Annotated in this window: 19 protein-coding genes; 17 read left to right on the top strand and 2 right to left on the bottom strand. The window is 70.4% G+C overall.

Translation table 11 applies throughout. The features are described 5' to 3' along the window. Window positions 1-5: 5 nt before the first annotated feature. A complete protein-coding gene (rpsT, locus tag AS850_RS08380) occupies window positions 6-266 on the bottom strand; it encodes a 30S ribosomal protein S20 (RefSeq protein ID WP_119868701.1) in 261 nt (86 codons plus the stop codon). A 272-nt stretch (window positions 267-538) separates the two neighbouring features. Here rpsT and AS850_RS08375 point away from each other — a divergent pair, with 272 nt between their 5' ends. The 5 genes from AS850_RS08375 to hemW all read left to right on the top strand — a co-directional run bounded on the left by AS850_RS08375 (window position 539) and on the right by hemW (window position 5,826). Further along, the gene (locus AS850_RS08375; RefSeq protein WP_119868700.1) at window positions 539-1,690 is read left to right on the top strand and encodes a pyridoxal phosphate-dependent aminotransferase; all 1,152 of its coding nucleotides are present in this window, start codon (window positions 539-541) and stop codon (window positions 1,688-1,690) included. Window positions 1,691-1,806: 116 nt separating this feature from the next. After that, window positions 1,807-3,657, top strand: a complete 1,851-nt coding sequence (gene lepA / locus AS850_RS08370; RefSeq protein ID WP_119868699.1) for a translation elongation factor 4 — start codon at window positions 1,807-1,809, stop codon at window positions 3,655-3,657. Between the two features lie 36 nt (window positions 3,658-3,693). Next, the gene (locus AS850_RS16515; RefSeq protein WP_164088419.1) at window positions 3,694-3,852 is read left to right on the top strand and encodes a hypothetical protein; all 159 of its coding nucleotides are present in this window, start codon (window positions 3,694-3,696) and stop codon (window positions 3,850-3,852) included. A gap of 91 nt (window positions 3,853-3,943) precedes the next feature. Beyond that, entirely contained in the window at window positions 3,944-4,594 is a 651-nt protein-coding gene (locus tag AS850_RS08365; protein ID WP_119868698.1) for a DUF1990 family protein, read from the top strand. A 5-nt stretch (window positions 4,595-4,599) separates the two neighbouring features. Continuing rightward, window positions 4,600-5,826: a radical SAM family heme chaperone HemW gene (gene hemW / locus AS850_RS08360; RefSeq protein WP_119868697.1), complete on the top strand. Its 1,227-nt coding sequence runs from the start codon at window positions 4,600-4,602 to the stop codon at window positions 5,824-5,826. Between the two features lie 21 nt (window positions 5,827-5,847). Here the strand turns inward: hemW and AS850_RS08355 are convergent, their stop codons facing one another. Beyond that, complete coding sequence (locus AS850_RS08355) at window positions 5,848-6,288, bottom strand: DUF4870 domain-containing protein (protein WP_119868696.1); 441 nt, start codon at window positions 6,286-6,288, stop codon at window positions 5,848-5,850. Window positions 6,289-6,471: 183 nt separating this feature from the next. Here AS850_RS08355 and hrcA point away from each other — a divergent pair, with 183 nt between their 5' ends. The 12 genes from hrcA to AS850_RS08295 all read left to right on the top strand — a co-directional run bounded on the left by hrcA (window position 6,472) and on the right by AS850_RS08295 (window position 20,043). Continuing rightward, window positions 6,472-7,494, top strand: coding sequence for a heat-inducible transcriptional repressor HrcA (hrcA, locus tag AS850_RS08350; protein ID WP_119870217.1), 1,023 nt, complete (start codon window positions 6,472-6,474; stop codon window positions 7,492-7,494). A 152-nt stretch (window positions 7,495-7,646) separates the two neighbouring features. Continuing rightward, window positions 7,647-8,750 carry a molecular chaperone DnaJ gene (gene dnaJ / locus AS850_RS08345; RefSeq protein WP_119868695.1) on the top strand — a complete coding sequence of 368 codons (1,104 nt, stop codon included), beginning with the start codon at window positions 7,647-7,649 and terminating at the stop codon, window positions 8,748-8,750. Window positions 8,751-8,752: 2 nt separating this feature from the next. Beyond that, on the top strand, window positions 8,753-9,490 hold the full coding sequence (locus AS850_RS08340; protein WP_119868694.1) for a 16S rRNA (uracil(1498)-N(3))-methyltransferase: 738 nt from the start codon (window positions 8,753-8,755) through the stop codon (window positions 9,488-9,490). A gap of 53 nt (window positions 9,491-9,543) precedes the next feature. Next, a complete protein-coding gene (locus tag AS850_RS08335; protein WP_119868693.1) occupies window positions 9,544-9,921 on the top strand; it encodes an HIT domain-containing protein in 378 nt (125 codons plus the stop codon). 91 nt (window positions 9,922-10,012) lie between these two features. Further along, window positions 10,013-11,020 (top strand): PhoH family protein, encoded by a 1,008-nt coding sequence (locus tag AS850_RS08330; protein ID WP_119868692.1) that lies wholly within the window; start codon window positions 10,013-10,015, stop codon window positions 11,018-11,020. Beyond that, window positions 11,017-11,481, top strand: coding sequence for an rRNA maturation RNase YbeY (ybeY, locus tag AS850_RS08325; protein ID WP_119868691.1), 465 nt, complete (start codon window positions 11,017-11,019; stop codon window positions 11,479-11,481). The genes AS850_RS08330 and ybeY overlap by 4 nt, the downstream gene beginning before the upstream one ends. 9 nt (window positions 11,482-11,490) lie before the next feature. After that, window positions 11,491-12,942, top strand: coding sequence for a hemolysin family protein (locus tag AS850_RS08320; protein WP_173795183.1), 1,452 nt, complete (start codon window positions 11,491-11,493; stop codon window positions 12,940-12,942). Then, window positions 12,939-13,844, top strand: a complete 906-nt coding sequence (era, locus tag AS850_RS08315) for a GTPase Era (RefSeq protein ID WP_119868689.1) — start codon at window positions 12,939-12,941, stop codon at window positions 13,842-13,844. The genes AS850_RS08320 and era overlap by 4 nt, the downstream gene beginning before the upstream one ends. A 121-nt stretch (window positions 13,845-13,965) precedes the next feature. Further along, the gene (locus tag AS850_RS08310) at window positions 13,966-15,246 is read left to right on the top strand and encodes a sensor histidine kinase (RefSeq protein WP_236940909.1); all 1,281 of its coding nucleotides are present in this window, start codon (window positions 13,966-13,968) and stop codon (window positions 15,244-15,246) included. Beyond that, window positions 15,243-15,950 carry a response regulator gene (locus AS850_RS08305; RefSeq protein ID WP_119868687.1) on the top strand — a complete coding sequence of 236 codons (708 nt, stop codon included), beginning with the start codon at window positions 15,243-15,245 and terminating at the stop codon, window positions 15,948-15,950. The genes AS850_RS08310 and AS850_RS08305 overlap by 4 nt, the downstream gene beginning before the upstream one ends. A 176-nt stretch (window positions 15,951-16,126) precedes the next feature. Next, window positions 16,127-17,476, top strand: a complete 1,350-nt coding sequence (locus AS850_RS08300) for an alpha/beta hydrolase (RefSeq protein ID WP_119868686.1) — start codon at window positions 16,127-16,129, stop codon at window positions 17,474-17,476. After that, on the top strand, window positions 17,473-20,043 hold the full coding sequence (locus AS850_RS08295; protein WP_123955475.1) for a bifunctional lysylphosphatidylglycerol flippase/synthetase MprF: 2,571 nt from the start codon (window positions 17,473-17,475) through the stop codon (window positions 20,041-20,043). Before AS850_RS08300 ends, AS850_RS08295 begins: the two co-directional genes overlap by 4 nt. Window positions 20,044-20,135: the final 92 nt, after the last annotated feature.

Here is a 20,135-nt window from a genome sequence, read left to right as displayed (position 1 = left end):
ACTCTCTAGAGAGCGCCGACCTGCTTGGCGATGGACGACTTGCGGTTCGCAGCCTGGTTCTGGTGGATGACACCCTTGCTGACGGCCTTGTCGAGCTTCTTCGTCGCGACGGTGAGGGCGGCGACGGCCGCGTCCTTGTCGGCGGCGGCGATGGCCGCGTGCGTGGAGCGGATGGCGGTCTTGAGCTCGCTCTTGACGGCCTTGTTGCGCTCCTGCGACTTCTTGTTGGTGCCGATGCGCTTGATCTGCGACTTGATGTTTGCCACTTGGTTGTACCTTCTCTGTCTGGACGAGTGACCCCGGTAGGCGTCTACCGGAGTGCGATTCTGTGTACGCAGCCGACCTGATCCGTAGAGGGCGGACCCGATCGCCGAAGCGAACTCGGCTGCGATTCGCTGCGCAGCGGGGAAGCGGCAGCGGAAGCCAAGGGTCAACGTTACCAGGAGCGACCCCGACACTCAATCGGACGGGCCGGGTGTGTCCGCGAGAGGTCCAGGCCGTCGCGGGGCGTGTCGGCGGGTCGTAGTACCGTCGCCGCATGCCCTCGCTCGCTCCGCACATGACGTCCGTGCCCGCCTCCGGCATCCGCCGTGTCTTCGAGATGGCGATGCGTCTCGACGACGTGACGTTCCTCTGCGTGGGCGAGCCCGACGTCCCCGTCGCGCGGCACATCATCGACGCGGCCCGGCGAGCGTGGGCCGACGACCGGACGGGCTACACGCCCAACGGGGGCATCCTGCCGCTGCGAGAGGCCCTCGTCCACAAGCTGGCGCGGGAGAACGACGTCCACGTCGACGTCGAGCAGGTCTGGGTCACGGTCGGGGCGACGCAGGCGCTGCACCAGGCGATGGGGCTGCTCCTGGCCGCGGGAGACGAGATCCTGGTTCCCGATCCCGGTTACACGACCTTCACCATGAACGCCCACATGATGGACGCCCGCCCCGTCCCCTACGCGCTCAGCCCGTCGCGCGGCTTCCAGCCCGATTTCGACGAGCTCGAGAACCTCGTGACCGACCGGACGCGAGCCCTCGTCGTCAACTCCCCGAGCAACCCCCTCGGCTCCGTCTTCAGCGAGGAGGTCCTCCGCGACCTCCTCGCCTTCGCGAAGAGGCACGACCTCTGGGTCATCAGCGACGAGGTCTACGAGTACTTCACCTACGGGGCGGCGCACACGAGCCTCGCGTCGCTCGACGACGACGACCGCGTCTTCAGCGTCTTCTCCCTGAGCAAGACGTACGCCATGACGGGTGTCCGGGTCGGCTATCTCGTCGTTCCCCGCGGGCTCGCCGAGACGATGCGCACCGTGCAGGAGGCCCAGATCAGCTGCGTGGCGGAGCCCGACCAGTACGCCGCCCTCGCCGCCGTCGTCGGCGACCACCAACCCGTGGCCGACGCCCGTGCCCACTACCAGGAGAACCTCGAATTCGCGATCGCCCTCCTCGACGAGCGCGGGCTGTCCTACCTCGAGCCCGAGGGCGCCTTCTACCTCTGGATCGACGTGTCCCACGTCTCCCGCGGCGACGTCGCGCGCTGGGCGGAGGACTTCCTCGTCGAGAAGCGCGTCGCCGTGGCTCCGGGCAGCGCCTTCGGGCGGACCGGCGAGGGCTGGATCCGCGTCTGCCTCGCCGCCACCGAGGAGAGCCTCCGGAAGGGCCTCACCGCGATCCCGGCTCCGGTGCGCAGCGAGTGACGACGCCCGCCTGAGACGGGCCGACTTCGCCCGGGTCACGCGGCGCGGAGCCCACGCGTGCCCGCGCATGGGAGAATCATCCGAACCCGAATCAGCACTCCGGCCAGAAAGACAGCGTGAGCCCCAAAGCAGCAACCGCCCTCGAGCCCGCGTCGACCGCGCCCGAGAACATCCGCAACTTCTGCATCATCGCGCACATCGACCACGGCAAGTCGACTCTCGCCGACCGGATGCTCGGTATCACGGGCGTCGTCGAGGATCGCGCCATGCGCGCCCAGTACCTCGACCGGATGGACATCGAGCGCGAGCGCGGCATCACCATCAAGAGCCAGGCCGTGCGCATGCCGTGGGAGGTCGACGGGAAGACCTTCGCCCTCAACATGATCGACACGCCGGGTCACGTCGACTTCAGCTACGAGGTCTCCCGGTCGCTCGCGGCCTGCGAGGGTGCGATCCTCCTCGTCGACGCGGCGCAGGGCATCGAGGCCCAGACGCTGGCCAACCTCTACCTGGCGCTCGAGAACGATCTCGAGATCATCCCGGTGCTGAACAAGATCGATCTCCCCGCCGCCGACCCCGAGAAGTACGCCGGCGAGCTGGCCCAGCTCATCGGCGGCCGGCCGGAAGACGTCCTGCGCGTGAGCGGCAAGACGGGCGTCGGGGTCGAGGAGCTCCTCGACGTCGTCGTGAATCGGATCCCCGCGCCCAAGGGCGTCAAGGACGCCCCGGCGCGCGCCATGATCTTCGACTCCGTCTACGACAGCTACCGCGGCGTCATCACCTACGTCCGCATGATCGACGGGACCCTCCAGCCGCGCGAGAAGATCCAGATGATGTCCACCCGCGCGGTGCACGACATCCTCGAGATCGGCGTCTCGTCGCCCGAGCCGACCGTCAGCAAGGGTCTCAGCGTCGGCGAGGTCGGCTACCTCATCACCGGCGTGAAAGACGTCCGCCAGTCGAAGGTCGGCGACACCGTCACGACGGCCGCGAAGCCGGCCACGCAGGCGCTGGCCGGCTACACCGAGCCCCTGCCGATGGTGTTCTCGGGGCTGTACCCGATCGACGGGAGCGACTACCCGATCCTGCGCGAGGCCCTCGACAAGCTGAAGCTGTCCGACGCGGCGCTCGTCTACGAGCCCGAGACGTCGGTCGCGCTCGGCTTCGGGTTCCGCTGCGGGTTCCTCGGGCTCCTGCACCTCGAGATCATCACCGAGCGTCTCGAGCGCGAGTTCAACCTCGACCTCATCACCACGGCGCCGAGCGTCGTCTACGAGGTCACCACCGAGGACCGCAAGACCGTGACCGTGACGAACCCGTCCGAGTTCCCCGACGGGAAGATCGCCTCCGTCGCGGAGCCCATGGTCAAGGCGGCCATCCTGGCGCCGAAAGACTACGTCGGCGTCATCATGGAGCTCTGCCAGAGCCGACGAGGCACCCTCCTCGGCATGGAGTACCTCGGCGAGGACCGCGTCGAGCTCCGCTACAACATGCCGCTCGGCGAGATCGTCTTCGACTTCTTCGACCAGCTCAAGAGCAAGACGCAGGGCTACGCCTCCCTCGACTACGAGCCGAGCGGCGAGCAGGATGCCGATCTCGTCAAGGTCGACATCCTCCTGCAGGGCGAGCAGGTCGACGCGTTCTCGACCATCGTGCACCGCGACAAGGCGTACGCCTACGGCGTCCTCATGACGGGGCGGCTCCGGGAACTCATCCCGAGGCAGCAGTTCGAGGTGCCGATCCAGGCGGCCATCGGCGCCCGGATCATCGCGCGCGAGTCGATCCGCGCGATGCGGAAAGACGTGCTCGCCAAGTGCTACGGCGGCGACATCACCCGCAAGCGCAAGCTGCTCGAGAAGCAGAAGGAGGGCAAGAAGCGAATGAAGACCATCGGTCGCGTCGACGTCCCCCAGGAGGCGTTCATCGCCGCGCTGTCGGGCGACACGGAGAAGAAGAAGGACAAGTAGCGGTCCTCCGGGGTGCGGAACGGGCATGCTGGAGGTATGCCTGCTCTTCTCATCATCGCGATCATCGTCGGCGTCGTCCTCTTCGGCTTCGGCATCTTCGTCGCCGCGCTCAAGTTCCTGCTCTTCATCGGGATCGTGATCGTGGTGCTCGCCGTCATCGGCTGGGTCGTGCGGAGCGTTCGCAACCGCGCCTGAGCCGCCGCCGACCGAGACCGGCCGACGGGCACCGAGGCCGGCCGACGGGGGCGGAAGCCGGCCCGCAGGGTGCCGAAGCTAGACTGAGCGAATGCGCCGAGCAACCCACACCGACACCCAGACCACCTACGGGCAGGTCGGAGCGACGCAGGCCCCCGACCTCCTGCAGTACCCGCCCAAGGGGTTCCGCCCGGTCGAGTACCGCACGCGCATCGGCCACGGCGACGCCCGGTTCGAGGCCGCTGCCGCCGCTCTGCTGACCTGGAAGGTGCAGGAGCGCAGCGGCATCGAGGTCCGTGTCGACGACGTGCCGGCGGTCCACGAGGGCGCCTACACGCCCGTCACCTTCGACGACGAGGGCAACCCCCTCGATCCTGCGGACTATGCCGCGCCCGACAGCGAGTCGCACTTCTCGCCGGAGGGCGAGCCGTTCCTCACGGCCGGCACCACCGCCACCCTGCTCATGAAGGCCTACGGCCGCCACGTCGAGGCGCCGGTCCGCGTCGTCTACGTCATCGACGAGCCGACCCGCCGGGGCTTCGCCTACGGCACGCTCGAGGGCCACCCCGAGAGCGGCGAGGAGTCGTGGGTGATCGATCAGACCGACGACGGCTCGGTCTGGCTGACCATCCGGGCGTTCTCCCGCCCGTCGACCTGGAAGTGGCGTCTCGTGTCGCCGTTCCTGCGGGCCCAGCAGAAGAAGTACACCCAGCGCTACCTCCGCGTGCTCGTGGGCGACTGACCGGCGTGCCCAGCACCCTCCCGATCGCCGACGCCGCTCCCGCCGACGGCCTCCTGCCCGAGAGCGTCCGCGACGGCGCCGAGAACCGCCACTTCGGCGTCTATCTGCACGTTCCGTTCTGCCGTGTGCGCTGCGGCTACTGCGACTTCAACACGTACACCGGCGACGAGCTCCGCGGGGTGCGACGCAGCGACTACGCATCGCAGGCGGTCGCCGAGGTGGCCTCCGCCCGAGCCGTCCTCGAGCGGGCCGGCCTCCCCGAGCGTCCCGTCTCCACCGTCTTCTTCGGAGGCGGAACACCGACCCTCCTTCCGGCGTCCGATCTCGCCGCGATGCTCACTTCCGTCCGCGACGCGTGGGGCCTGTCGAACACCGCCGAGGTGACGACCGAGGCGAACCCCGACTCCGTCGACCGCGCCTACCTCGACGAGCTCCGCGAGGCGGGATTCACCCGCGTCAGCTTCGGCATGCAGTCGGCCGTGCCGCACGTGCTCGCCACCCTCGAACGCACGCACGACCCGGCCCGTGTTCCGCTCGTCGTCCGGTGGGCCCGCGAGGCCGGGCTCGACGTCAGCCTCGACCTGATCTACGGCACACCCGGCGAATCCCTCGACGACTGGCGCGCGTCGCTCGAAGCGGCTCTCGCGGAGGGGCCGGATCACCTGTCGGCCTACTCGCTCATCGTCGAGGAGGGCACGAAGCTCGCCCGGCAGATCCGGCGGGGTGAGGTGGCGCGGCCCGACGACGACACGGCGGCCGACATGTACGAGCTCGCCGACGCTCTCCTGGCGGAGGCCGGGTACTCCTGGTACGAGGTGAGCAACTGGGCCCGTGGCGACGCGCACGCCTCGCGGCACAATCTGGCGTACTGGCAGGGGCACGACTGGTGGGGCGTCGGTCCCGGTGCTCACAGCCACGTCGGCGGAGTGCGCTGGTGGAACGTGAAGCACCCCGCGGCGTACGCGGAGCGGATCCTGGCCGGGGTCTCGCCCGCGGCGGGCCGCGAGACGCTCGACGACGAGACCCGGGCGACGGAGCGCATCCTGCTTGCCGTCCGCGTGCGCGACGAACTGCGCGTCGACGAACTCGACGACGCGGGGCGATCGAGCGTCGCCGGCCTCATCGCCGACGGTCTCGTGGAGGGCCGCGAGGCGATCGCCGGGACGATCCGGCTCACGCTCCGCGGGCGGCTCCTCGCCGACGCGGTCGTGCGTCGCCTCCTCGGCGACTGAGCGACCGCTTCGACGTCGCGGCTAGCTCTTGAAGAACTCGATCGACAGCGGGTACTTGGAGTAGCGGCCCTGGTTCGCGGCGATCGCCGCCATGATCGAGAAGACGATCGTCACCACCCAGACGGCGAGGTCGATGAGCAATCCGATACCGACCACCGACAGGATCGTCCCGACCACGTAGCCGATCAGCATCGTCAGCTGGAAGTTCAGCGCGACCCGCGTGTGCTCCTTGATGAAGGGGCCCCGATCGCGCAGCACGAAGTAGCCGATGATCGCCGGCACGAAGCTGAAGAAGATCCCACCGATGTGGATCAGGGTGGACCAGAGCTTCTCGTCCTCCGGGCGGAGCGGAGGCGCCTGGTAGCCGCCGCCGTAGGGCTCTCCCGGGGCTCCCGGGCCGTTCGGCTGTCGTTCCGACCCGAGGGGATCACCCTGCGGGGGAGGGGGAGGTGTATCGGTCATTCGAGTGCCACCAATCGTCCCGGTCGTGCCGCCTGCCCGACCGGCGGGTGTGCCGATCGAGGTGGCGAATCGGCGCCGAGCATATCGGTCGTGAGGGCTCCGCGCCAGAGTGATTCGTCCCGAGTGGAGTACGATTGGCAGTCTTATCGATGGAGTGCCAGCGTCGAGGTCAGGGAGGTGCGCGTGGTCAGCGAACGAGGTCTCGAAGTCCTGCGTGTCATCGTGCACGACTACGTCGAGTCGCGCGAGCCCGTGGGCTCGAAGTCGATCGTCGACCGGCACCAGTTCGGGGTCTCCGCGGCCACGATCCGCAACGACATGGCCCTCCTCGAGGAGGAGGAGCTGATCGCCGCCCCGCACACGTCGTCGGGTCGCGTGCCGACCGACAAGGGCTACCGCCTGTTCGTGAACCACCTCGCCGACCTCCGCCCTCTCACTGCGGCGCAGCGCACGGCCATCGAGACCTTCCTCGGCAACTCGTCCGACCTCGACGAGGTCCTCTCGCGGACCGTCCGGCTCCTGTCGCAGCTCACCAACCAGGTCGCCCTCGTCCAGTACCCGACCTTCTCGCACGCCTCCGTCCGACACGTCGAGCTCGTGCGCCTGAGCGGGACGAGGGTGATGACCGTCCTGATCACCGACTCCGGTCAGGTCGAGCAGCGCGTGGTCGAGGCTCCGGCCGACGTCGACGAGGCGTTCCTCGGCGAGCTGCGGGCCAAGGTCAACGCGCTGGTCGGCGGAGCGCTGCTCGGCGAGGCGGCGCAGCGGTTGGGAGACCTGCCGGGGATGTTCCGTCCGGAGCGGCACGACTTCGTCCGTGCCGTCACCGCGGGACTGCAGGAGCAGGTCGCCGCCGGTCGACAGGAACGCCTCGTCATGGCCGGGGCCGCGAACCTCGTGCTCACCGAGGACGACTTCTCGGGCTCGCTCTTCCCCGTCCTGGAGGCCATCGAGGAGCAGGTGACTCTGCTCCGCCTGTTCGGCGAGATGCGCGCGGGCGAGGTCGATGTCGTGGCGTCCATCGGCCGGGAGAACGAGTCGTTCGGCCTCTCGCAGACCTCGGTGGTGGCGTCCGGCTACACCGCGAACGGGGGCGAGATCGCCCGACTCGGCGTCCTCGGCCCGACGCGGATGGACTACTCCAGCAACATGGCCGCGGTCCGCGCGGTCGCCCGATACCTCAGCGGCCTCCTCGGCGACCGCTAGACGCCCGACGGGTCGGCGCCGCGCGGCCGTCCGCACGACATGCGCCGCGACCGCGCCCTCGACACCCGCAGACACGACACGCACGACAGCCCAACACACCACACCCCCAGACACGACACCGCCCGACACGACAAGAAGCAAGACGGAGACCAGTGGCAGATCACTACGACGTTCTCGGAGTCGACCGCAACGCGACCCCGGAGGAGATCAAGAAGGCGTACCGCAAGCTCGCGCGCGAGCTGCACCCCGACGTCAACCCCAGCTCGGACGCCTCCGAGCGGTTCAAGGACGTCACGCACGCCTACGACGTCCTCAGCGATCCCCAGCAGCGCCAGCGCTACGACGCCGGTCCGCAGGCGGGCTTCCCGGGCGGCGGAGCCGGCGGCTTCGGCGACATCTTCGACGCGTTCTTCGGCGGCGGCTCGCAGCAGCGCCAGGGCCCGCGTTCCCGGCGCGAGCGCGGTCAGGACGCCCTGCTCCGCCTGGAGGTCGAGCTGGAGGACGTCGTGTTCGGCGTCCAGCGCGACATCGAGGTCGACACGGCCGTTCTGTGCTCCACCTGCGAGGGGTCCTGCTGTGCGCCGGGTACCAGCCCGCAGACGTGCGACATCTGCGGTGGCTCGGGCCAGATCCAGCGCACCGTGCGGTCGCTCCTCGGCAACGTGGTCACCTCGAGCCCCTGCGGCACGTGCCGCGGCTACGGCACCGTCATCCCCAACCCCTGCCCGACCTGCCAGGGCCAGGGCCGCGTCCGCGCCCGTCGAACGATCCCGGTCGACATCCCGGCCGGTGTCGACACCGGGATCCGGCTGCAGATGCCGGGCCAGGGCGAAGTCGGCCCGGCCGGCGGCCCGAACGGCGACCTCTACCTCGAGGTCAAGGTGAAGCACCACGACGTCTACAGCCGCAACGGCGACGACCTCCTCGCGACGCTGGAGGTGCAGATGGCCGACGCCGTCCTCGGGACGTTGACGACGATCAAGACCCTCGACGGTGACGTCCAGGTCGAGGTGAAGCCCGGCACGCAGAGCGCCGACGTCATCACGATCCGCGAGCGGGGCATCACGAAGCTCCGCGGAACGGGTCGCGGCGACCTCAAGATCGGTGTGCAGGTAGTCACCCCCACCAAGCTCAATCACCGGGAGCGGGAGCTGATGGAGAAGTTCGCCTCGGGTCGCAAGCACGACAAGCCGCAGCTCTCGCAGTTCCAGCAGGGGCTGTTCGGCAAGCTCCGCGACCGGTTCCTCAACTTCTGATCGTGGCCCACTTCTATCTCGTCGACGACCTGGAGACGACGGCCGTCGGCTCCGACGTCGTCGTGACCGGGCAGGAGGCGCGGCACGCCGTCACGGTGAGCCGCGTCCGCCCGGGCGAGGTGCTCCGGGTCGGGAACGGCCGGGGCCTCGTGGTCGAGGGGGAGGTGCGGGAGGCGTCGGGGGAGCGGCTCGTGCTGACCGTGGGGCAGGTCGCCGAGCATCCTGCGCCCCCGCGTCGTCTCGTGCTCGTGCAGGCGCTGGCGAAGGGCGACCGCGACGAGCTGGCCGTCCAGGCCGCCACCGAGCTCGGCGTCGACGAGGTCGTGCCGTGGTCCGCGGGTCGGAGCGTCTCCCGGTGGGAGGGACCGAAGATCGCCAAGGGCGTCGCGCGGTGGCAGTCGATCGTGCGCGAGGCGACGAAGCAGTCGGTCCGGCCGTGGCAGCCGCGGGTCGCCCAGGTCGTCTCGACCGCGCAGCTCGTCGAGCGGGCGGCGGGTGCCGACGTGCTCGTCCTCGAGCCGACGGCAGACGTCGCTCTCTCGTCGATCACGCTTCCGACCGAGGGCACGGGCGACGTCCTCGTCGTCGTGGGCCCCGAAGGCGGCGTCACCCCGCACGAGCTCGAGGCGCTCGGACGGGCAGGAGCCCGTGCCGTCCGGCTCGGCGACTCCGTGCTGCGGACCTCCACCGCCGGCCCCGCCGCCCTGGCCGTCCTCAGCGTCCTCCTCGGGCGCTGGTGACGCCTGTGGAGAACCCCGGCTGCGCCGAGGCGCCCGCCGGTACGATGGAACGCATGGGTACCGAAGCAGCCGTCGAGCCGAGCATCTTCACGCGCATCGTCGCGCGCGAGATCCCGGCAGAGATCGTCTACGAGTCCGACACCGTCATCGCCTTCCGCGACATCGCGCCGAAGGCACCCGTCCACCTCCTCGTCGTGCCCAAGACGCAGGCCTACGCGAACGTCGGCGAGTTGGCAGCCGGCGACGCGGCGCTCCTCGCCGACGTGGTGGCCGTCGCGGGTCGGCTCGCCTCCGATCCTGCGCTGATGGGCGACCTCCCGCTCGGTCAGTTCCGCATGATCTTCAACACCGGCGAAGCCGCCGGTCAGACCGTGTTCCACGTCCACGCCCACGTCATGGCGGGGCACCTCCAGGAAGGCTCACTTGCCTAGCAGTCCACGCAACGAATCCGTCTCCGGCTCCGACGCTCCTCGGGCGCAAGGGGCCACGGAGCGCGTCGACCTCGTCATCGACGGGGTAGCCATGGTCCAGCTCCTGGGCCCGCACGACCGCCTGCTCCGCACGGTCGAGAAGCAGTACCCAGCGGTCCGGGTCCTGGTCCGGGGCAACGAGGTCGCCCTCGAGGGTCCTCCCGCGGAGGTCGCCCGGGCTCGCGGGCTCGTCGACGAGCTCGTCGCCATGGTCCGGAACGGCCACGACGTCGGTCCGGCCGAGGTCGTCACCACGGGGCGGATCCTCGACGAGGGTCGCGGCCACCCGGTCGAGCTCTTCGGCACGGCGATCGTGACCAACAAGGGCAAGAGCATCCGGGCGAAGACCCTGGGTCAGAAGGAGTACGTCGACGCCATCGACGAGAACACCATCGTGTTCGGCATCGGCCCGGCCGGCACGGGCAAGACCTACCTCGCGATGGCGAAGGCCGTCCAGGCCCTGCAGCGCCGCGAGGTGTCCCGCATCATCCTGACCCGCCCCGCCGTCGAGGCGGGCGAGCGCCTGGGGTTCCTGCCCGGCACCCTGACCGACAAGATCGACCCCTACCTGAGGCCCCTCTACGACGCCCTCAACGAGATGATGGACCCCGAGATCGTGCCCAAGCTCCTCGCGGCCGGCACCGTCGAGGTGGCGCCGCTGGCCTACATGCGAGGCCGCACGCTCAACGACGCCTTCGTCGTGCTCGACGAGGCCCAGAACACCACCCCCGAGCAGATGAAGATGTTCCTCACCCGTCTCGGCTTCGGCTCCAAGATGGTGGTGACGGGCGACATCACGCAGGTCGACCTCCCGACCGGGTCGAGCGGTCTCCAGCTCGTCACGCGGGTCCTCGACGAGATCGACGACATCCACTTCGCCCGCCTCACGAGCGACGACGTCGTGCGGCACACCCTCGTCGCGCGGATCGTCGACGCCTACACCAAGTACGACGCCGAGAAGCAGGCCGCCCAGCACGCCCGCCAGGCCGCTCGCGAGGCGCAGCAGGCACCCGCGGCGACGCCGACCCCGTCGGCCGACAGCGCAGGAGGCGCGGCGTGAGCATCGAGATCAACAACGAGTCGAGCATCGAGGTCGACGAGCCCACGATCCTGCGTCTCGCGACCTTCGCTCTCGACCAGATGCACGTGCATCCGGAGGCCGAGCTGGCCATCGTCCTCGTCGACGAGGGCGCCATGGAGCAGCTCCACGTCCAGTGGATGGACGAACCCGGCCCGACCGACGTCCTGAGCTTCCCGATGGACGAGCTCCGTCCCGGCACGGAGGAGGACCCGACGCCCCCCGGCCTCCTCGGCGACATCGTGCTCTGCCCCCAGGTCGCGACCGCCCAGGCCGTGACGGCCGGTCACTCCGCGCTCGACGAGATGCTCCTGCTGACGACCCACGGCATCCTGCACCTGCTGGGCTTCGATCACGCGGAGCCCGACGAGAAGGCCGAGATGTTCGGCATCCAGGACGGCATCATCGCGGCCTTCGCCGACGCCGACCACCGAAGTCGGTAGTCGCCCGTGATGATCGCGATCTTCGTCTCGGCGGCCGTCGTCCTCGTCGTCTTCGGCGGGGTCCTCGCGGCGGCCGACTCCGCCCTCGCGGTGCTGAGCAGGCACGATCTGCTCGACCTGGCCGGGTCGCTCCGTCGCGGCGGGCGCGCGGTGTCCGCCATCGCCGACGACGTGGGCGCCCACATCAACGCCATCAACTTCATGCGGGTACTGGCCGAGACCGCGGCCGCGGTGCTCGTGTCTCTGTCGTTCGCCTACGCCATCCCGGAGTGGTGGTGGGCGCTCCTCCTGTCGGCGCTCATCATGACCGCCGTCTCGTTCGTGCTCGTCGGCTCGAGCCCCAGGAGCGTCGGGCGCGCCCACGCCCGGGGTCTCGTCTCCGTGTTCGCCGGCCCGATCCGGCTGATCCGCGTCGTCCTCGGCCCGCTGGCCGACGCCCTCGTCGCGATCGGCAACTGGGTCACGCCCGGTCGGCCCCGCAGCGCGTCGTTCTCGTCGGAGGAGCAGCTGCTCAGCATGGTCGACGAGGCCACGGAGCTCGAGGTCCTCGACGAGGACGACCGCACGCTCATCCACTCGATCTTCGAGTTCAACGAGACGGTCATCCGCGAGGTGATGGTCCCGCGCACCGACATGGTCACGGTCGACGCCGACCAGACCGTGGAGGCGGCCATGGCGGTCTTCCTCGGCAAGGGCGTCTCGCGCGTCCCGGTGATCGGGCGCGACAGCGACGACGTCCTCGGAGTCATGTACCTCCGCGACGCGGCGCGGTTCCTGCACGAGCGGCGCGGCGGAGCCGTCCGCCACGCCTCCGACCTCGCGAAGCCGGCCGTGTTCGTCCCCGAGTCGAAGAGGGCCGACGAGACGCTCCGTCAGATGCAGGCCGAGAAGAACCACCTGGCCATGGTCGTCGACGAGTACGGCGGCATCGCGGGCCTGGTGACCCTCGAAGACCTCATCGAGGAGCTCGTCGGCGACATCAGCGACGAGTACGACCTCGCCGTCGTCGACCACCGCGAGGTCTCCGACGGCGTCCACCTCGTCAGCGCGCGGATGCCCGTCGACGAACTGGGCGACCTGTTCGGCCTGGAGCTCGACGACGACGACGTCGACTCCGTGGGCGGCCTCCTGACCAAGGCGCTGGGCAAGCTGCCCGAGCGCGGCTCCCGGGCCGTCGTCTCCGGCCTCATCCTGACCGCCACGCGCACCGAAGGGCGTCGCCGCGACCTCCAGACGGTCCGCGTCGAGCGCGACTCCGCCCTCAGCGACAGTCTCGCCGCATTCGGTGAGCGCCGCGACCAGGGCGGCGATTCCCGCCGCGGCTCGGCCGACGCGCCCAGCGGCGCCGGCGCCCGTGACGGGGCCGACGGGGTCACCGCCCCGGCCGGCCCCTCCGGTGACGCCTCCGATGCCTCCGATCGCACGACCTCCCGCACCACCGACGACAGGGCCATCCGATGAGCACCCCCGCCACCCCCGAGTACCGCGCCGGCTTCGTGTCGTTCGTCGGCCGTCCCAACGTGGGCAAGTCGACGCTCACGAACGCCCTCGTCGGCGAGAAGGTCGCGATCACGTCGTCCAAGCCGCAGACGACCCGGCGAGCGATCCGCGGCATCGTGCACCACCGCAACGGTCAGCTCGTCCTGGTCGACACGCCGGGTATGCACCGCCCGCGGACGCTGCTCGGCGAGCGTCTCAACACCGTCGTCCAGGACACCCTCGGCGACGTCGACGTGATCGGCTTCTGCATCCCGGCGAACGAGAAGCTCGGTCCCGGCGACCGGTTCATCAACGAGCAGCTGGACGCGTTCCCGCGGGCGAAGAAGGTCGCGATCGTCACGAAGATCGACGTCGCCTCGAAGGCCACGGTGGCCGAGCAGCTCCTCGCCGTGAGCGCCCTCCGCGAGTGGGAGGCGATCGTCCCGCTCTCCGCCGTCAGCCGCATCCAACTCGACATCGTCGCCTCGGAGCTGATCAAGCTCCTGCCCGTCTCGCCGCAGCTCTACCCGGCCGACGTGGTCACCGAGGAGCTCCTCGAAGACCGCATCTCGGAGTTCGTCCGGGAGGCGGCGCTCGAGGGCGTGCAGGACGAACTCCCGCACTCCCTGGCCGTGACGATCGACGACATCGTCGAGCGCGACGACCGCGAGCTCGTCGAGATCTACGCCAACCTCTTCGTGGAGCGCGACAGCCAGAAGGGCATCATCATCGGCCACCGCGGAGAGCGTCTCCGGGAGGTCGGCGAGCGGGCCCGCCGGCAGATCGAGCCGCTCGTCGGCAAGCAGGTCTTCCTGTCGATCCGCGTCAAGGTGGCCAAAGACTGGCAGCGCGACCCCAAGCAGCTCGGGCGACTCGGCTTCTGATCACCGCCCGCCCAGCGCCGGAGCGACTACATCGACCGGATGATTCCGCGCGCCGGAAGTCGTTCCGCGGGCCGTCCGCGCTGACGGACGGCCGCCGGAACCGTACGGTGGTGGGGTGATCATGCGCCGCCTCACGTCCCGCCAGGTCGTCGCCGACGTCGTCGTCGCCGTCGCCGTCGGGCTGATCACGCTCGTCTTCGACGTCCACGCGAACCCGTTCTCGGTCCTCATCACGCTCGGGATGGTCGTCAGCCTCGTCTTCCGTCGACTCTCTCCGGGGACGGCGCTGTCGATCGCCTGGGCGGTCGCCGCCTTCGAGATGCTGACCCTCTCGACGCCCCAGGTCTCGAACCTCGCCATCTGCGCCGTGCTCTACGCGACGGCGGCCTACGGCTCGCAGCGCATCAAGTGGATCGGGCTGGTGTCGGTCGGTGTCGGCGCCGCGATCGGCATGTTCTACGTCACCTTCGCGCAGTTCGCCATCTTCGGCGTCCTCCACGACGTGAGCACCGTGACCGACCTGGTCCGACTGCTCCTGCAGATCGGGATCACCTTCCTCGGATTCCTCGCCCTGCTGGGGCTGCCGTGGGTGGGTGGCCAGCTCGTGCGCACCCGCGTCGACGCCCGCACCAGTCGAGACGCGCAGCTCGTCGCGGAGCGGGAGGCCGCGCGCGCCGAGGGCGACGCCGCCCGGGCCGAGCGGGAGGCCGCGCGGGCCGAACGCGACATCGCCGTCGAGCAGGAGCGCAGCCGCATCGCCCGCGACATGCACGACGTCGTGGCGCACTCGCTCGCGGTCGTGATCGCGCAGGCCGACGGGGCCCGCTATTCGTACCGCGCCGATCCCGACACGGTCGAGGAGTCGCTGACGACGATCGCCGCCACCGCTCGGGAGGCCCTCGTCGAGGTGCGCGTCCTGCTCGGCCAGCTCCGGCACAGTCAGGGTGCCGCCCCGCAACCGGTCCTCGGCGACCTCGAGAAGCTCGTCGAGCAGATGACCACGGCCGGTCTGTCGATCGACCTCCGGTCGAGCGGGACACCGGCTCAGCTCGGCAGCAACCGCCAGTTGGCGATCTACCGCATCGTGCAGGAGTCGCTGACCAACGTCCTCCGCCACGGCGACACGAAGGCCACCGTCGACGTGCTCTTCGACTGGCGTCCGGACGACCTGACGATCGTCATCGCGAGCACGCTCCTGCCCAGCGCCCCCATCGATCCCGACGCTCTGACCACGAGCGGCCAGTTCCGGCCCGACGAGCGCCGTGGTCACGGTGTCGTCGGCATGCGCGAGCGTGCGACCCTGGCGGGAGGCACCCTCACGACCCACCAGGCCGGCGGCCGCTTCATCGTCCGCGCCAACATCCCGTCCACCGCACTGACCCAGGAGGTTCGTCTCCGATGAGCATCGCTCCCGACTCGACCACGGCGCAGGCCACCGCGAGCACGATCAAGGTCGTCCTCGTCGACGACCAGGCCCTCTTCCGGGCCGGCATCCGCATGGTGGTCTCGTCGCAGCGCGACCTCGAATTCGTGGGGGAGGCGGGCGACGGCGAGGAGGGCGTCGAGGTCGTCGCGCGGACGCACCCGGACGTCGTCCTGATGGACATCCGCATGCCGGTGATGGACGGGATCGCGGCGACCGCCGCCATCCTCGAGCAGGCGGATCGCGAGGGGCGTCGCGCCCCGCGCATCCTGGTGCTCACGACCTTCGATCTCGACGAGGCGGCGACGCGCGCGATCCGGGGAGGAGCGAGCGGCTTCGTCCTGAAGGACAGCGACCCCGAGTTCCTCCTCGCGGCGATCCGCACGGTCCACGCGGGCACGAGCGTCATCGCCGCCTCGGCCACGCGCGAGCTCTTCGAGCACTTCGACGGCCGGGCGAGCGCCACGAAGGCGGTCCCGCCGCAGTTCGCGTCGCTCACGACGCGCGAGCGCGACATCTTCCAGTCGGCGGCCCGGGGGCTGTCCAACAGCGAGATCGCGCAGCTGGAGTACCTCAGCGAGGCCACCGTGAAGACGCACATCTCCCGGATCCTGGCGAAGCTCTCCCTCCGCGACCGGGTGCAGCTCGTGGTCTACGCCTACGAGCACGGTCTGACCGCCTAGCGCCACGCCGTCTTCAGCGAAGACGCAGACATCACTTTCAGGCAACGAATCCTTTTCAATCAGCCGAGGTACGGATCGCTCACAGACGATCCGGCTCCATGATTGCTGCGGCCCTTCGCGGGGAGGGGCCGGGAACGGCCCGGAACCGGGCTCACAGAACGGAATCACCTGCGCCCATGAGCATCGCGACCTGGTTCGAGAACCTGCCCCTGACGTCCACGACCGTGCTGGCCGTCGTCGACGTCGTCGCGGTGCTCCTGGCCCTCGTCCTCGTGACGCGACCCCGCGGCGCTCGCGTGTGGTGGCGGATCCTGCCGCTCGTGGTGGTGATCGGCGCCGTCCTCGGCGGCGTCCTCATCTGGTACGTGGGTGACGTGCAGAACGCCTTCGGCGTGACCCCGACCTGGGTCGACCGGATCTGGACCGGCGCGGTCGTCGCGGGGCTCGCGGTGGCCGTCGCGAACGTGGTGCTGGCGCGGTGGCGGCGGAAGATCGTGGCCGTCGTCGCGATGATCGCGTTCCTGCTCGCCGGCGCCCTCGCGATCAACCGCGACGTCGACCTCTACCTCACCCCCGGCCAACTGCTCGGCACCGCCCAGGCGCCGGACCTCCGGCTGCCCTCGGCCCTGGGACAGAAGCCGGGCACGGCCGTCGTGTCGCTCGGCTCCGTCTTCAACCCGTTCCTCTACCGGACCTGGCACCCGCCGCTCTTCATGCCGAAGACGGGGAAGGTCGGCCAGGTGGTGATCCCGGCGACGATCTCCCACTTCGCCGCGCGTCCGGCCGAGGTCTACCTCCCGCCCGCCGCCCTGGTGAAGAACGGCCCGGCGCTCCCGGTCGTGATCCTGATGTCGGGCCAGCCCGCCAGCCCCGACACCGTCATGGTGTCCGGCGGCGTTCCTGCCACGCTGAACGCCCTGGCCGCCCGCAACCACGGCCTGGCGCCGATCGTGGTCGTTCCCGACCAGCTCGGACCGTCGGCGGGCAACCCGATGTGCGTCGACGGCGCCCTCGGCAACAGCGCCACCTACATCACCCGCGACGTCCCCGACTGGATCCGCACCCACCTGCACGTCGAGTCGTCGCGGCTCGCCTGGACCGTCGGCGGCTTCTCGCAGGGCGGTACCTGCTCGATCCAGTTCGGCGCCGCGGAACCCCGGCTGTTCGGCTCCATCCTCGACGTCTCCGGCGAGGAGTACCCCACGCTGACGACCGATCAGATGGCGATCGACCAGGGCTTCGGTGGAAGCGCGGCGGCGTACGACCGGGCCAAGCCGGCGACGATCCTCGCTCGCCACGCGCCCTACCCGGATACGGCGGCGTTCTTCGCCGTGGGCGAGACCGATCGGCAGTACGGTCGCAGCATGACGATCGTCTCCGCGGACGCCCGGTCCGCCGGCATGGCGGTCACGCGGTACGTCGTACCCGGGGGCGGCCACGACTGGTCGACGGCCTCCCTCGGGTTCGCCCGCGGCTTCGCCGATCTGTATCCCCGGTGGGGCCTCGCGAAGGCGGCCCTCCGATGAGCGTCGCCCAGGGCGCTCCGCCGGAGGCGCGGCTCGAGGAGACACCCGGTCGCGTCCGCCGCGCGACCCACCGTCTGGCCGACATCGCGCGCGCGCAGCCGCTCAGCGTCGTCGTCGCGGGAATCCTCGTCGTCCTGGCCTTCGTCTCCGGCAGCGCGCTCAAGGGTCCGCCCGACCGCCTGCGCGACGTCATCGGGGCCGGCATCGCCGAGCGCACCAACGGTCTCGACTGGCTGGGCACGCTGGGCTCGATCCTCTTCTCCAGCGGCCTGCCCGAGCTCGTCGCCACCGTCGCGGCCGTCCTCGTCCTCGTCGGCGCGGCGGAGCGCCGGATGGGCTGGCGGAAGGCCCTGCTCGCCTACGTCGTCACGGGGGTGGTGGCCACCGTCGTCGGCGTGGCCGTCCAGGCCGTGGGTCTCGCCGTGGGGGAGGTGTGGTCGATCCAGGTCGCCGCCGACTCGACCCTGCACCCGTTCACACCGGCCCTCGGCACGATCATGGCGGCCAGCGCCTTCGCGCGTCCGCTCTGGCGGCGCAGGATCCGCGTGCTCGGCTTCGCGGGGATCACCGCGTTCCTCCTCTACGACGGCCACCCCTCGGGGCTCTACGCCCTCGTCGGGGCCCTCGCCGGTCTCGGACTCGGCCGGATCCTCCGCCCGCATGCGCGGGCCGCCGACCGGCTGTGGACCCGGAGCTCGCACCACGAGGCCCGCGTGCTGCTGTCGTCGCTCGTGGCCATCACCGCCCTCGGGCCCGTCGTGACCCTCCTCACGCGCGCGCCGGTCGGCATCCTGGCGCCGCTCGGTCAGCTCTTCGCCGTGGCGCTGCCCGGCCGACCGCTCTCCGCCTACTGCGCGCGCTCGATCGAGGAGGCCGAGCGCACCGGCCTCGCCGCGAGTGCGGCCTGCACGAACGACGCCGCGCTGGTCGGCCTCCACGGTCCGGGCACGCTGCTGCTGAGCATCCTGCCCCTCGTCGCCCTGCTCGTCGCGGCGCGGCTGATCCGCCGCGGGCGGCGCCTCGCGGTCGTCGTGGCGGTCGCCGTGAACCTCCTCCTCGCGCTCCTCGCGGGAATCTACTTCGCGCTGCTGCCGCTGACTCCGTCGGCCGCGGTCGCCCGGCACGGCAACCACGCGGAGCGGCTTCTGCTGAGCGGCCTCTCCGTCGTCGCACCCCTCGGCGTCGCCGTCGTGCTGGTCGTGTTCCTGCACCACTTCACCGTGAGGACACCGGTCCGCGCTCTCCGCCGCTACGGCTGGACCCTCGCGGGGACCTTCCTGGCCCTCTCGGCGGTCTTCGTCCTGGCGGGCACCGTGGGGCGCGACGAGTTCACGACGCCGGTCACCCTCGTCCGCCTGCTCGTCTCGGCGCCCGAGCGCTTCGTGCCGGTCGGGTTCCTCGGAGCGCGTCACCTGGGGCCCCTTCCCGTCGACGGTCCGCTCCGGCTCGTCTTCGAGTGGATCGGCCCGGTGTTCTGGGTCGTCCTCATCGTCGGCCTCGTCGTCGCCGCGGGAGCGTCCACGCGAGGTGACTCCGCCCAGGAGCGGGTCGCGATCGAGCGCATCCTGCGACGCGGTGTCACCGGGGGGCTCTCGCACATGGCCACCTGGGAGGGGAACTCCTACTGGTTCACCCCCGACGGCGAGGCGGCCGTCGCCTACCGCGTCGTCGGGAACATCGCCCTCACGACGGGAGATCCGCTCTGCGGCGACGACCGCAGCGCAGAGGTCGTTCTCGCCTTCGCGCGCTGGTGCGACGATCGCGGTCTCGTGCCCGTCTTCTACAGCGTCCGCGACGACCTCGCCCCCGTGTTCCGCGACCTCGGCTGGTCGACGCTCCCGGTCGGCGAGGAGACCGTCCTGCGGCCCGGCACCTTCGCGATGCAGGGCAAGAAATGGCAGGATGTCCGCTCCAGCGTCAACCGGGCCGCGAAACTCGGCGTCCGTGCCGAGTGGACGCGCTACGCCGACCTCCGCCCCGCGATCGCCCGCCAGATCGAGGACATCTCGGAGCAGTGGGTGGCCGAGAAGGACCTCCCCGAGATGGGCTTCACCCTCGGCGGACTCGACGAGCTGATGGACCGCGATGTCGCCCTCATGCTGGCGATCGACGAGGCCGACCGGGTGCTCGCCGTCACGAGCTGGCTCCCGACCTACCGCGACGGGGCCGTGACCGGCTGGACCCTCGACTTCATGCGCCGTCTGCCGGACGGTATGAACGGCGTGATGGAGTTCCTCATCGCCTCGGTGGCCCTCCAGTCGAAGGAGGAGGGCCTCGAGTTCGTCAGCCTCTCCGCCGCGCCGCTCACCTCGTCGGAGCCGGTCGGGGGCGACGCCTCGCAGGCCGAGCGGCTCATGTCGTTCCTGGCCCGGGTGCTCGAACCCGCCTACGGGTTCCAGTCGCTCCTCACCTTCAAGATGAAGTTCCAGCCCGAGTTCACCCCACTCCTGATGGCCTACCCCGACCCGCTGCAGCTCCCCGCCATCGGGACGGCGCTGGCGCGCGCCTACCTCCCGGAGCTCTCCGTGCGGCAGGTGCCGAGGCTCCTGCGATCCGTCACGTCCTGAGGCCGGCGTGGCGGGGGCGCCGAGCGCGGTGCTAGGGTCGGGATCGTGTTCTTCGGCCTGCTCCTTCTTAGCTGCCGCGACGAGACCTCGTT

The organism is Frondihabitans sp. 762G35 (assembly GCF_002074055.1).
Lineage (GTDB): Bacteria > Actinomycetota > Actinomycetes > Actinomycetales > Microbacteriaceae > Frondihabitans.
Note: the sequence above shows the minus strand (reverse complement) of the source record. Positions and strands in the feature narration are given on the sequence as shown.

Bases quoted from the DNA above. Each gene is read 5' to 3' on its own strand.
- AS850_RS08300 (WP_119868686.1), top strand. From the start codon at position 16,127: ATGAGCATCGCGACCTGGTTCGAGAACCTGCCCCTGACGTCCACGACC.
- AS850_RS08375 (WP_119868700.1), top strand. From the start codon at position 539: ATGCCCTCGCTCGCTCCGCACATGACGTCCGTGCCCGCCTCCGGCATC.
- AS850_RS08335 (WP_119868693.1), top strand. From the start codon at position 9,544: ATGGGTACCGAAGCAGCCGTCGAGCCGAGCATCTTCACGCGCATCGTC.
- AS850_RS08330 (WP_119868692.1), top strand. From the start codon at position 10,013: ATGGTCCAGCTCCTGGGCCCGCACGACCGCCTGCTCCGCACGGTCGAG.
- era (WP_119868689.1), top strand. From the start codon at position 12,939: ATGAGCACCCCCGCCACCCCCGAGTACCGCGCCGGCTTCGTGTCGTTC.
- AS850_RS08365 (WP_119868698.1), top strand. From the start codon at position 3,944: ATGCGCCGAGCAACCCACACCGACACCCAGACCACCTACGGGCAGGTC.
- AS850_RS08295 (WP_123955475.1), top strand. From the start codon at position 17,473: ATGAGCGTCGCCCAGGGCGCTCCGCCGGAGGCGCGGCTCGAGGAGACA.
- AS850_RS08320 (WP_173795183.1), top strand. From the start codon at position 11,491: ATGATCGCGATCTTCGTCTCGGCGGCCGTCGTCCTCGTCGTCTTCGGC.
- AS850_RS08310 (WP_236940909.1), top strand. From the start codon at position 13,966: ATGCGCCGCCTCACGTCCCGCCAGGTCGTCGCCGACGTCGTCGTCGCC.
- AS850_RS16515 (WP_164088419.1), top strand. From the start codon at position 3,694: ATGCCTGCTCTTCTCATCATCGCGATCATCGTCGGCGTCGTCCTCTTC.
- AS850_RS08355 (WP_119868696.1), bottom strand. From the start codon at position 6,288: ATGACCGATACACCTCCCCCTCCCCCGCAGGGTGATCCCCTCGGGTCG.
- AS850_RS08305 (WP_119868687.1), top strand. From the start codon at position 15,243: ATGAGCATCGCTCCCGACTCGACCACGGCGCAGGCCACCGCGAGCACG.